This is a genomic window from Psychromonas hadalis ATCC BAA-638 (assembly GCF_000420245.1).
GTDB classification, from domain to species: Bacteria; Pseudomonadota; Gammaproteobacteria; order Enterobacterales; family Psychromonadaceae; genus Psychromonas; species Psychromonas hadalis.
In genome coordinates, this window is the sequence record NZ_ATUO01000105.1 from 1 (window position 1) to 13,519 (window position 13,519).

Consider the following 13,519-nt stretch of genomic DNA (forward strand, 5'->3'; position numbering starts at 1 on the left):
CCTCAATGCATCCGCTTTTATTGCATCAATAGGTAATGGACACGCTTTTGCGACTGCTAAAGAGTTTGCTGTTTGGTTAGGTATTACCCCAAAACAGTTTGCTTCGGGTAATAAGAGCGTCATGGGTGGGATCAGCAAGCGTGGTGACAGATATTTGCGCAAAATGCTTATCCATGGACTAATCATGCGGGTAAAAAGCAGGATGCATTAAATCAATGGATTTGCCAATTAAGAGAGAGAAAAAGTTTCAATTGCACCGCAGTTGCAACGGCTCATAAACTCGCCCGTATCTTGTAAGCAAATTGAAAGTTAGCTAGTAACCGCTTAACAAGGCAATTAAACGGAACAAAAACAGTTGGCTTTGTTTCGTTCCTCAACAAGTATAGCCAACTACTTTTGTCCGCTTATTGCGGCGTTATGTGTTTCGTGAGGCTAAAATATATCGTTATGTGAGCCAATTCTAGCAAGTTGTAAATAAGTCTCATGTATACGGTAAATAAGAACTAAATCAGGCTTTATGTGGCAATCTCTAAAGTTATTCCAATTTCCTGATAAAGCATGATCTACATATTTAGCTTCAAGAAGCAGTCCTTTTTGAAGTGTAGAAATAACGTTACCAACTTCAATAATCTCTGGGATTGGTAACTTTGTTATTTTCTTAAAGTCTTTTTTAAATTGAGTTGAATAATCAAGAATTAACATTAGTCACTTTACCTTCAGTTAATTCTGAAATTAACTGAGAAACACTTTCTGATTTTTGTCCTAATCCTTGTGATAACTCTTGAATTGCTGTTATTGTCATGGAGTTAGGTTGTTTTGCTTTCAATTCAAAAGGAATCCCGCCATAATTTATGACTGCACGAGCAAATAGCTTGATTGCTTGTGATGGGCTTAGACCGACTTCATCACAAATATGAGTAAATGCCAATTTAGTGTCATGGTCGATACGAGTTGTGAGCATTTCTGTTTTCATTTTAAGTTCCTATTTAGCTTGCTTTGTAATACATTGTATAGCAAATGGTAGCAAAAAACACATAACAAGTGACTAATTGCATCCATTAAAAGGCAATCGAGACGGGATTTGGTCTATTACTGTAAACGGTAATTGGCGCATTACTTTTGAGTTTATCGATGGTAATGCTTACATTCTCAACTATGAGGACTCTCACTAATGAATATGCATAATCCACCACATCCTGGAGAGTTCATTTACGATGTGTATTTAGAACCTGCTGGCTTTAGTTGTCGCTATTTAGCAAAACAATTGGACGTAGCTTCTTCTACTTTGAGGCGTGTTCTAAAAGGTCAAAGTGCTATTTCTCCTGAAATGGCACTTCGTTTGTCAAAAGCAATCGGCAGAACACCAGAAGTTGGCTTTCAATGCAAGATAACTATGATCTTTGGCATGCAAAACAAGAAGTTAACTTAAACAATGTCCACTTTGTAAATTTCGCCGTGGCATAAAAAATATAACAAGTCGTTTAAACGGAATAAAAACAGTTGGCCATCGCTACGCGATTATAGCCAACCATTTTTCTCCGCTTAACGAGGCGTTAGTATGCCTTAATCTTATTGCACTATTTAGTTTTTGCATTGTGACTTTTAGTTTTGGTGAGTTGTTTAACGTTCGTAAATTGGTGCGTTGTGGTTGTTTCAAATACGCTCATTCCGTTGTGAATTACTATTTGCTAATAGTCGCCAGTACAATGTTTAATAGCGTAATTCAAAGTTAACTAAGGCTCCATTATCTTGGTTTTGATCACTAGCGGAAATTCTGTTTTCAGTTTCTGTTTGTTAAACCTTGAGTACGCCATGTTTTCAAATATTGGTACTATTTTCTGAACCCTATAAAAGGTAAAGTTACATAAAATCAGCAAGTTATTGCTGACGGTAGGGTTGTCCAAAAGGCAACTAACAAGCAATTTAAACGGAACTAAAACAGTTGGCAAGTAAAATTAAAAACAGCGGCAGGGTGGGTAAACATTCCCAAGCTTAAAAATAATAACCAAACAGAATTTGAGTTCAGAAGATTATGACATGATTTAAATAAAATGAAAGCTGTATTACACTAGTTATATCAACCAACTACACCTCAAAAGAATGGCGAAGATGCCGTTAACTTTTATTCTGATAATGAAATGGATCACGCCGCAATTAATTTAGTATCTGCGTTATATTCAGAAGCTAGAAAAATTGTTGCGTACAAAAATGAAAGTGAATTAATACTAAGCAGTGCACTAACCGATGAACTGTTTAATTATATCAATCTTGGTTTACAACGAAACTTGCAAACGAGTTTACCGAAAAATCAGATAGCATGTCAGTAAACGATATTAGAGAGAGCGGTGAACAAAATTGTAAAAACCATCTAGCAGTTCACCAAACAAATTTATCAGAAATATTTTCATATTATTTGGCAAGACTTAAAGCAAGTTTAACAAAAAAAATTTAAAAGATTTTTATCAGAAAGTTTGTCGCGTAGCTTTTATTTAATAAGGGAAATACCTTAACTCAACGCCAGATTTCAACACAGAGCGTCTAGAAATCATTCGAAATGGTACTTAGCGTCAATAACGGTAAGGGTTTCAAGAAATTATTGATACGAATGAATGAGCCTAACATACTGATAATATACAATATATTGGTTTATTAAGTATACAAAAACCGAAATTTTCAAATAAAAGATCTTGTCTTAAATTGCAGAGCCGGATTTAGCGCCTTAACGACGAGCATCTGCAAAGTGCGAAAAAAAGAATAGCTAACAGTATGTTATACATTTTATGTTAAATACGATTATGTTCAATAGCATAAGAACCAAATATAAATATCTATAACACCATGATATAAAGGGGGAATATAACTCTTATTTAACATAATATAGATTATGCGCAGTTACGTGTTTGGTAAGGCTAGGCTGGTAGCTAATCCCAGTCCCATTCATAATATGCATCGATGGCTTGGTTTAAACCACTGGATGCTTCGATATAAAACTGTTCAAACATTTCATAACGGATGGCAAAAATAGAGAAATTATCAAATACGCCTACGCCATAACTTATCTCAACGCCGGGCGCGATTTCACCGCGCACACCAACAGATTGTTCATCTCCTGTGCCACTTGATGAAAGTGACAAATCTTTAATGCCAACTTCTTCACCAATGCTACTCATGAGTCCTCCGGATTGTCCGGCTGCAATATCAATCAGCATATTTGCCATGGTGCTACTGTCTGATGAACTATTTAAGGATTGCCCGCGTGTTAAATAAGATAATGCTTCTTGCTGTGCCATGGCTGGCTCTGAAAATATCACTAACTCTAATGCGTCTGGTGTCCCGGTTACACGTACACCTGCAATTACATTGTCTTCAACTTTACTGGGATCGCGAATTGCTTCTATTTTTAAATAAGGTGATTCTGGTGCGCCTTGAAAAACCACACGGCTTTTTTGCAGTATCAACTGTTGCCCTAATGAACGATAACTTCCATCCACAAAATTAAGTTCACCATTGATGGTTAAATCTTTATTTAATCTCTTTTTAATGCGTAATTTCCCCTCAATAAAGGTATCTAAACCTAACGCGACGATTTGGAAATTTTTTCCTGTATCAACACTGAGATCAATAACAAGAGGTAAATTGGGGGCTACTTCCTCTTTTTCTATATCGATCACTACAATGTCTTTTGATTGAGAAATTGCACCTGTAGGTAACTCTTTTACAATAATTTTTCCCTTATCAATATATAATTCACCATTCACTTTGATCTGCTCATTAACCAAAATATGAATATCAGGGCTTAATAACAGATCAATTTTTCCATAGTCATATATTTCTAGTTTATGAGCATAAAAATGCAGCTTACCCTGTAGTTTATTTGCCCAATCAAACTGCCCTTTTAACGTTGCTCTGCCTGCAATCTGGCTGTTTTTGCTAATAATTTCTTCTGTGTTTTTGATGATGAGACGGTGCGTGATTGTATCACTGACTTTTTTAAGCGACTTATCAAAAATATTCAGTGTATTCGTGAGCAGCGGAATATCCGCTGTTTTTTCCGCAAGGGTATTACTATCACGACTACTAAACGTACCTAGCAATGTTGCATGAGTCTCTTTTATTTCAATAGTGCTATGTAACTCTGTAATTTTCATCGGTAAACGGGCACTGCTTATCTCACCATTCGTTATCTGTATTGCGCCATTAACGGTTGGTTTTTTTAGCTTGCCGGTAATTTGAAGGTTACTTTTTAATGCTCCTTTTAATACTTCTATATGCGGTATTAAAGGTTGAAAAAGTGAAAAATCAGGGAGATTAATTACCACGTTAGCGTCGATACTGGGCTGCGGTTGATAAGGTAACAAGTGCCCTTTTAGTTGCACATCAATTAAGTTATCTGCAAAAATATTGGTATTGAATGCGACTTGTTGTTTACTGCCTTTTATATCGACATTAAACTGCGTCATTGGGTAGTTAATAAAGGTTTTTGATTTTGTATCATCACTAATTTTAAATAACATATCATCGGAAAAAAGTGTTATTACGAAGTCTGGTTTGCTGTCTTTCTGCCATTTTATATCCGCATTGGCAGAGATTTTACCTGCCATTTTAAACTGCTCAGGTAAAAATGGATTCACATTCGCGAGCAGATAGTTATCGATATCAAAAATGACTTCCCCTGACTCACCAACATTAAACTGTTTAATGCACAGTTTTCCCACTTGCTTCTTTGTCACTGTGTTATCGGTGCTTGCTTGCCAACAGTGCGCTGTTAATTGAATTTTATCTTGCTCCGATATTACTTCAAAAGGCGTTTCCAACGTTAAGGTTTGATGAGGTAAATAGAGATGTGCTTGGTTTAATTGTATTAATAATTTTTTTTCGGTTTGTGTTAAAAACAGCGCTAAATTCGTTGAGATAAGTTCACTTTTAATCGTTAATTCAATATGATGGCGAACGTTTTTTTCTGTGACACTTTTATTCGACACTTGCAGTTTAATTTCATCAATCAGTTGTTTTTCGATACTGAGTTTATCGGCATTGAGGTGTAAGCTGAGTTGTGGTTTGTCACTGAGTAGCAATTCACTACTCAGCACTATTTTTTCAAGGTTATATTGCTGATAAGAAAGCGCTTCTGCCGTTAATTCAGTTGATATTTTCAGTGCGTCTTGGGATCCTGTAAGATTGATATTGCCACTGATCTTCCCTGTTGTGGCTAACACGGCGTGACTTAAATCAACAATATTGAGAGAAATGTTAAGATCACTTTGTTGCGCGACAAGACCATTAACCACAAAACGGTTTTCTGCATTATTAATCGTTAACGCTTCAAATGTAATGCCCTTTTTATCATCGCCATAAATTTTACCTGCAATCGTTAATGGCCGTTTTAATAACTGTCCATTGATGGCTAATGTTGGAAAGTTAAATTGCCATTCAGGGGGGCTATTTTCATAAAGTGTCAGTGCTAATTGTTGTTTGATAATACCTGAAAACTGTCCATCATAACTGCTTTTAAACTGTTGCAAATCGATATCGGTTATCTTTAATTGGCCCAGCCAATTTATTTTTTCTTGCCACGTTAACAGCCCAGAAAAATCGAGTTCTCCCCCTAATGTTTCTATTTTTAGGCTCTCTATCTGTAAGTGCTTTAAGTCCCCTTCTGTTTTTAAGCTCACTGTTCCACTGGGTAAATTTGCTAAGGCGTAATCAGTTTGAAAATTAATATGCTGGTTAAGCAATGAGCCTTGGCTGCTGAAACGGCCCTTTTTTGCTGAATATTGTTTTTCTCCTGTTAATGGCCAGCCTATATTTTGCCAATTTAGGCTGATGGTATGAGGCAAGTTTTCTGCAAAAAGATCTAAATGGCTGTTAAATTGTAGATCAATTTTATTTGATAATATAAGCTCACTGGTGAGTGAAGATAAGCTACCTTGGCTACTGAATTGGTAATTTAAATCCGTTAAGAGATTTTCAGGCTGCAACTGTTTTATCTTTTTAACGTGCCCATCAATGTGTAATTGTAATGGGTAATCATCAATAAAATTTAACGTGGCGGTTAAGTTAAGTGTGGTTTCGGGCAGATCAAGTGAGAATTGAGAAATAGTTAACTGAGTATCTTTAAAGCTAAATGCTGTTTGTAATTGGTTAAGCGAAAAAAGAGTTTGTTTATTCTGCTTAATTGTAACGTTAGTCAGTAAAATGGGTTCAACATTAAGGTTAATGGGTAGTTTAATCGTAGGTAACATCTCACTTGTTAAGATTGCAGGCAACGACTCAATCGTAAAATCGCGTCTTTTTTTACTGCTTGAGTGTGTTTTTTTAGGCGTGGTCGTCGCGACATTACTTGGTGCTAATGTGATCAACAGACCCTCTATCTGCGTTGCTAAAGAGATATCTTTTTGCTGTGCGTTTGCGTGTAGTGAAAGTTGCTTAAGCGTGACCGCAAACTCACCCATCTCAAAATTAACATTGCTCACATTGAACGCTTCAATGATTAGCTCAATAGGAAGATTAATCTCAAGTGGTTTGTTATTTGTAACTTCTTGAGATTGCTCCGCCTCTTGTGGCTCGGATATTTTTACCTGAATATCATCAATATTGACGCTTTTTAAACACAGTTTATCAACTAAACAGGACCAATCAAATTGGTAATCAAGCGCACTCACTCGAATCTCTGTTTCACCATCAAGCCAACTCATATTTTTAAAGCGTGGTGAAAATAGCAAGCTTCCCTCTATAAGTTCAATGGATAAACGCGATTCAAAAGCTTTTACCGTTTTTAATATGAGCTGATTACCACTGTGTGTAAACAGTAAAAAACTCAACAAAAGCATACTTAATAGAAGTAATGAGATAAATGATAAACCACCAATTTTTAAAAACCGCTGCAACCGCCTCATAGCTCAGGCCCTATCATAAAATGTATTGCAAAGGAGTTGGTCTCATTGGTGATCGGTTTTGCGATATAAAAGCGAATGGGGCCAACAGGTGATGCCCAAATGATCCCCGTACCCGCACTACTTGATAATACTTCTGAAAAATCATCGGTGGCAGTACCAATATCAGTAAACAGTGCCAGTTTCCAGTTATCACTAATGGGAAAACGATACTCTACACTGACAACAGCGAGATAACGTCCTCCAATAAGATAACCTTCAGCGTCTTCTGGGGCGATGCTGTCGTAGTCAAAACCACGAATACTTTGATCGCCACCAGTGAAAAAGCGCATTGATGAAGGCACGTTGTAGATAGAGTCGGTTTGAATAGCCCCCAACTCTGCCAAGGCAACAAATTGATGCCCGCCATAGGTGCGAATTATTTTACTTTTGGCATACAGCTTGACCAGATCATCACTGGATAACCACCACTCATTTGATACTTCCAAGGAGGTCATTATTTTGTCCCCCCAGGTAGTATTAATACCACCACGTGTGCGTGTACGACTAAAGCTTATCCCTGGAATAATAAGTGAAGTACTGAAATTTTGTTGTCCCTGTAATCCCTGCTCATGTTCATAGCGAATAAACAGTGTACGTACCCAATCACTTTGTAAACGCCAATGACGGTTGATACCAAAGAGATACTGAGTGGTATCAGTATCATTTTGATTTAACATTTTATAACCCGTTTGCAACGAAAAATAGTTATAAAGTGGATCTTCTAGTGGGATTTTATAGGTTGCAGAGGCTTCTTGTTTTGGAATTGAAGCAACTATATTGGCCTCAATAGAGTGACCATATTGGTTTACCCAAGGGCGCGTCCAACGAAATTTACCTCGTATCCCTTCATCCGTTGTATAACCTAATCCGGCGTTAAATGAGTCTTGTGGACGCATGTTTGCGATAACGTGTAAAGGAACCTGTAACCCCTGTTTTTCACTAAACTCGGGTAAAATGGTAATGCTTTTAAAGTACCCTGTTTCACTTAAATCAGTATTAAATTCACTTAATAACCGCGTATCAAAAGGGTCGCCCTCTTTAAAATTGAGTAAACTAAGCACAAATTTACTTGCGGGTAGAGCAGAGGTAAAAACAAGTTGTCCAAACTGGTAACGCGGGCCGGTATTAAACCACAGATAAACAGATGCGCTGTTAGTCAGTGAAGATACATCAACATAAGACTTTTCAAACGTTGCATCAAAATAACCGTAACGACGCGCTAAACTTTTTAAACTACTTTTTGCTGATTCATAATGTGCATGTTTTAGTACCGAGCCTTCTCGTAATAAGAAAGTTTCCAGTAGTGATATAAAATGGTCTGCGTCTTTTCCCTCACCTAATATTTTCACATCTGATGCAGTAATGTATGTTTCAGGACCAACGTTAATCACTAAAAAAACCGTTTGTGATGTTTCTTCGGTACTGACATTGATATCAATAGTTGGCTGATAATAACCAAAAACAGTCAGAGCAGATTGTGCTGACTTTTTAACTTCTAATAAAAAATCTTCGTTATCGGCATTCTTAGGTGTTTCTAAAGCGTCCAAATAGACAGCGACATTGTTCTCTTCATCGCCAGAGATACCGTCGATAGAAAACGTAATCTCCGCAACAAGAAAGGCACTGTAAAAAATGGACAGTAATAAAAGTAGTGAGTGTAAAAAATATTTCATCATTATTATAAATATAAGCTCTGTAAATCTACTGTTTTTTAAACAAAAGGGTTTGAAAGTCTTGGCGTGCCATAGGCGTGCCCACTAAGTAACCTTGAAACTGCGTACAACCTTGCTCAATCAGAAAGTCTAGTTGCGCCTGAGACTCGACCCCTTCTGCAACCACCTCTAACTGTAATGACTGCGCCATGTTAATAATGGCGCTAACAATGACCTGTTGATTATTGTCTTCCATTAAATTGGCAATAAATGACTGATCTATTTTCAAGGTAGAAACAGGCAGTACACTTAAATACGAGAACGATGAGTAACCCGTACCAAAATCATCAATGGCAAAGCGGATCCCCAATGCACGCAATTGATTAAGTTTATCAATTACCCGTTCTTTATGGGTTAATAATACATCTTCGGTGATCTCAATCTCAATCAGTTTCGGATCAACCTTGGTTTGCGCAAGATGGTGCTCAATCGATGCGCTAAAGCCTATTTGTAATAACTGTTTGGGGCTAACATTAATTGATAGCGTGGTGAATGTTTCCGGTAAACCTAATAATTGCCATTTTGCGAGTTGCTCAAAAGCGGTTTTAATAACCCAATCACCCAGTGGTAAAATCAGCCCACTGTCTTCTGCAACAGGAATAAACTGAGCAGGATTTATCCAGCCTTGCGCACTGTGTAACCAACGAGATAGCGCTTCTGCGCCAATTAATTGTCCATCGGCATCAATGCGAGGTTGAAAATAGAGACTAAATTCATCATTTTCCAGTCCAAAATGAATCTGTTTTTGCATTATATGGCGTGCTCTAATTTTCTGCTCAATCTCTTTGGCAAAAAAGGAGATATTACTAAATTGGCTCTCTTTGGCAAATTTCATTGCCATTGCTGATTGACGCAGTAGGTCATCCGCATCCGTATCTTGCGATGGAAAAAGTTCAATACCAAAAGCAGATGAGAGTATGATCACCTCTTCATCAATATTAAAAGCGAGCTTTAATTTTTCGTCTAACTTTTTGCTAAACGCAAGCGCCATTTCAGCCGCATGTTCTCTGTTCTGATGTAAATCAGGTAAAATAGCAACAAACTCACTGCCGTGGAGGTGAGCGATAAAATCGGGCCCCGTTTTGGCTTCTTCTAATCGCCTGGCAACCGCATGCAGTAACTGATCACCTTTAAAATGTCCGAGCAGATCATTAATGGTTTTATATTGGTGACACTCAATAAAAATAATCGCGCCATGCAGATCATTATGTTTAGCACGAGCATTTTCTTGTTCAATATGTTTAAGTAATTGAGTTCGATTGGGAAGTTGTGTCACTTCATCAAACTGTGCTTGATGGCTCAAATTCTGTTGTGATTGTTTATATTTACTTACATCTGCCGTCGTGCCGATAACACGTAGTGGCAATCCATGGATATCCCACGAGATGGTTTGCCCACGGCTAAGTATCCAACGATACTCTCCATTATGACAGCGGATGCGGTGCGTACTTTCAAAAAATGAATTTTTCCCAGAGAAATGCAACTGCCACTCTTTTAGTACCGAGAAAAGATCATCTTCGTGGATACGAGATTCCCATGCTTCAATATCATGTTCAATCTCCTCTTTTTTAAAACCAATCATCTCTTTCCAGCGCGCTGAATAATAAACACAGTCTTGCTCTATGTCCCAATCCCATACACCATCTCTTGCACCACTTAGTGCATATAACCATCGCTGTTCGCTGGCAGACAGCGCACGAATCCTTTTCCCGACCGTATTAGCAAGCTCAGCAAACGTTCTCTGTAAAGATCCTATCTCACCCATGCCAGTTTGATCAACTTCAATTTGATAATTTAAGTCTGAGATTTTACTCGATTTTGCCAATTTAATGAGTGGTGTAATGATAAAACGATTGATAATGTAAATAAGCACAAAGAGACTAACCAGTAGCGTGACTGCAATTTTTATCAGTGAAAAAAGTGCTTGATAACGTAATTCGGTAATGGCACTGGTTAATGAGTAGCGGATGAAAATAAGACCATTAAATTTACGATTTAAGCTATTACCCTTAGAGAGCATCTGTAAGGGTGCATAAACGATCAGGTCTTGCGTTAATTGATTGTACTGAAATATAAACTCATTCTTTTCAATCACTTGCTGCAAAAGTTTGCCGTCATAATGTGCCAGTTGTAATTTTGCAAACATATATTTATCGCGCAGTGTATTACTTAATATAATCTGCTGATTATGATCGACAACGGCGATCGTTTTAAAATTTTGATCAAGCGCAGTAACAGAAACGATGTTTTGTGCCTGTGCTTTTTCTAAACGCATTAATGAGTTAGAAAGTGTCGTTTGTAAATTTCCTGCAATCCCTTTGATATATTGTGCTTTTTCGTTATACAGTTTTTTTTGTGCATGTTGATACTCTAAAAAAAAAACACTGCCCTGTAAAAAAATAAACACTAAAAACAGAATGGAAGGGATCAAAATATTAAGAGATAACTTATTAATATTATTCATAAATAACACGCTCTAAAATTCGAGTAGTAATAATAGACTTAAAATTATTGGGGATTTTCCCAAGCATATTTTTTTCTGTCATGAATTGGCTAAGTTGATTTGCTTGTAGTTCAATATTAGATGGCGATCCTGAAAGTCGCATCAGTGCATCTTTAGGTTTAATAAAAAAAGTGCCTTTAAATGAGGCTTCTAAAAGATAAGGGTATACCTGCAAGCGCACCGCCATGGTAGTGATAGCATCTTTCTCATTGCTTAAGTAATAGTGATAGGCCTGATAATATTGCTTTAATAAGTGGGTGATTTGTTGCTCTTTACTGACAAATATATCGTCACGTACCACTATCAAATGGGTAATACGTTGCTGTAGCACACTTGAATTGAGTAACTCACGCGCGCCAAGCGCTAATAATTGCTGTTTTTCTGGCTCTCTCACAATTAAACCATCAATATTGCCCTGCATATAAACATCTTTCGCTTCACTCTGTTTTACTTCAACTAACTGTATGGTTTGATTATTTAATCCAGAAAGGGTAAAGGTTTCATCCAGTAACAAGGCGCCAGCGGCTTTGTTTTCATAACCAATGGAGCGCCATTTTAGATCTTGTAAGGTTTTTATTTCAGGTTTCACCAATAAAGCATCTCCACCAACAGATTGGTCAATCACCGTGACAATTTTTAAATTTATCCCTAATGCAACCAGTGTTAATACTTCATCTAACGAGAGAAATGCAACGTCTAGCTTGCCTGTTTGAAATGCTTGAATCACACTGGTTGAAGAGGGTAACTCAAAGAGAGAGTATTGCGTTTCAGGCAGGTAACCTAATTGTTCAGCAAGAAATAAAAATTCAAAACTCGGCCAAGGTGCAGCCCCCACCGTTAAAGGCCGTTCATAAGGGTTACAAGCAGATAAAAGAAAAACAGAAAATAGCAGCGGTGCGAGTAAGTTAGCAAAAACAGTACGTTTTTTCATAAGAGACCTAACACGTATAAAACGGCTCGTAACAGAAGATAATAAGTGTGGATCATGACAGAAAGTGAGATACAAAAAAACCGCTATTTAGTGACAAATAGCGGTTTTTACTCAATTTGTGGGGTTAATTTACAACATTAGCGACTTGCTTGTAATGCCTTGATACGATCTTCTAACGGAGGGTGTGACATAAACAGACCGCCACTGCGTTTACCTGAAATACCAAATGCCATTAAACTACCTGCTAATTGTGGCTCACTGCCTTTTTGTAAACGTTGTAGGGCGGCAATCATCTTCTCTTTACCCACCAGTGATGCGGCACCAGAGTCTGCACTAAACTCACGTTTTCTTGAGTAGTACATCACAATCGTACTTGCTAACACACCAAATATCATTTCTAAAACAAATACAATAATAAAGTATGAGAAGCCATGCCCTGATGACTCTTCATCATTACTGCTAATAAAGTTATCAATAAAACCGCCAATAACACGGGCAATAAAGATAACAAACGTATTTACCACGCCTTGAATAAGTGCAAGCGTCACCATATCACCACTGGCAATATGGCTAATTTCATGAGCAAGCACGGCTTCTGCTTCATCACGGGTCATGCTCGTTAACAGGCCAGAACTAACGGCCACTAATGCTTTGTTTTTATTCATGCCTGTTGCAAATGCATTGATATCTTGCGCGTCATAAATGGCAATTTCAGGACAATCAATACCTGACTTTTGGGCTTGCGCTTTCACGGTGTTCACTAACCACGATTCAGTTTCGTTAGCGGGTGTTTTAATCACAACGGCACCGGTACTGCGTTTTGCTATCCACTTTGACATTGCCAAAGAGATAAATGAGCCACCAAAACCAAATACTATGGCGAGTGTTAACAAGCCACCAATACTACGAGAGTCCATGCCGGTAAGAGAAAAAACAACATTTAATACAATGCCTAATACCAAAACAACGGCTAAATTTGTGATCAAAAAGAGAGCAATACGTTTCATAAACACCTCAAGGGATAAAATAGAGAGACATAATATGGCTTATGCTGTTTTTTGCAAGCAAAAGTTTGATTGATCTCAATTTTTACTTTATCGTGCGCCTTTATTTAACAAAAAAGGAAAGTCTCATGGCTTTAGCAAGCGCACGTCATATTTTAGTTAGCTCTGAAGAAAGTTGTTTAACACTTAAAAGTGAAATTGAAGCGGGTAGTGATTTTACAGAAGTAGCAAAAAAGCACTCCTCTTGCCCATCGGGTGCGACAGGTGGCGATTTAGGTGAATTTAGCCCGGGTATGATGGTACCGGAGTTTGATGCGGTTGTATTCAGTGCGCCGATTGGTGAAGTACAAGGCCCTGTAAAAACACAATTTGGTTACCACCTATTAGAAGTGACTGCGCGTAAGGACTAGTATCAACGTTCAGTGAAGTACAAG

At 37.6% G+C, this 13,519-nt stretch carries 8 protein-coding genes and 3 pseudogenes; 4 read left to right on the plus strand and 7 right to left on the minus strand.

Going from position 1 to position 13,519, the window contains the following annotated elements; genetic code table 11:
* Positions 1-297 (plus strand): annotated as a pseudogene (locus G322_RS0112850) (transposase); the annotation flags it as partial.
* 135 nt (positions 298-432) lie between these two features.
* Here the strand turns inward: G322_RS0112850 and G322_RS0112855 are convergent.
* Both G322_RS0112855 and G322_RS0112860 read right to left on the minus strand, forming a co-directional pair.
* Positions 433-702 carry a type II toxin-antitoxin system YafQ family toxin gene (locus G322_RS0112855; protein WP_022942169.1) on the minus strand — a complete coding sequence of 90 codons (270 nt, stop codon included), beginning with the start codon at positions 700-702 and terminating at the stop codon, positions 433-435.
* Complete coding sequence (locus G322_RS0112860) at positions 689-973, minus strand: type II toxin-antitoxin system RelB/DinJ family antitoxin (protein ID WP_022942170.1); 285 nt, start codon at positions 971-973, stop codon at positions 689-691. Before G322_RS0112860 ends, G322_RS0112855 begins: the two co-directional genes overlap by 14 nt.
* A 76-nt stretch (positions 974-1,049) precedes the next feature.
* On the opposite strand from G322_RS0112860, the pseudogene G322_RS22785 reads away from it, so the two are divergent.
* Both G322_RS22785 and G322_RS21845 read left to right on the plus strand, forming a co-directional pair.
* Positions 1,050-1,172 (plus strand): annotated as a pseudogene (locus G322_RS22785) (type II toxin-antitoxin system RelE/ParE family toxin); the annotation flags it as partial.
* Positions 1,172-1,464 (plus strand): annotated as a pseudogene (locus G322_RS21845) (HigA family addiction module antitoxin). The pseudogenes G322_RS22785 and G322_RS21845, both read left to right, overlap by 1 nt.
* 1,457 nt (positions 1,465-2,921) lie before the next feature.
* Here G322_RS21845 and G322_RS0112875 read toward each other — a convergent pair.
* The 5 genes from G322_RS0112875 to htpX all read right to left on the minus strand — a co-directional run bounded on the left by G322_RS0112875 (position 2,922) and on the right by htpX (position 13,088).
* Positions 2,922-6,824: a translocation/assembly module TamB domain-containing protein gene (locus G322_RS0112875; RefSeq protein ID WP_169337488.1), complete on the minus strand. Its 3,903-nt coding sequence runs from the start codon at positions 6,822-6,824 to the stop codon at positions 2,922-2,924.
* A gap of 68 nt (positions 6,825-6,892) precedes the next feature.
* Complete coding sequence (locus G322_RS0112880; protein ID WP_022942173.1) at positions 6,893-8,611, minus strand: autotransporter assembly complex protein TamA; 1,719 nt, start codon at positions 8,609-8,611, stop codon at positions 6,893-6,895.
* A 25-nt stretch (positions 8,612-8,636) separates the two neighbouring features.
* Positions 8,637-11,111: a bifunctional diguanylate cyclase/phosphodiesterase gene (locus G322_RS0112885; protein ID WP_022942174.1), complete on the minus strand. Its 2,475-nt coding sequence runs from the start codon at positions 11,109-11,111 to the stop codon at positions 8,637-8,639.
* Positions 11,104-12,081 (minus strand): ABC transporter substrate-binding protein, encoded by a 978-nt coding sequence (locus G322_RS20765; protein WP_022942175.1) that lies wholly within the window; start codon positions 12,079-12,081, stop codon positions 11,104-11,106. Before G322_RS20765 ends, G322_RS0112885 begins: the two co-directional genes overlap by 8 nt.
* A 137-nt stretch (positions 12,082-12,218) precedes the next feature.
* Positions 12,219-13,088 carry a protease HtpX gene (htpX, locus tag G322_RS0112900; protein WP_022942176.1) on the minus strand — a complete coding sequence of 290 codons (870 nt, stop codon included), beginning with the start codon at positions 13,086-13,088 and terminating at the stop codon, positions 12,219-12,221.
* Positions 13,089-13,129: 41 nt separating this feature from the next.
* On the opposite strand from htpX, the gene G322_RS0112905 reads away from it, so the two are divergent.
* A complete protein-coding gene (locus tag G322_RS0112905; protein WP_022942177.1) occupies positions 13,130-13,495 on the plus strand; it encodes a peptidylprolyl isomerase in 366 nt (121 codons plus the stop codon).
* Positions 13,496-13,519 lie beyond the last annotated feature (24 nt).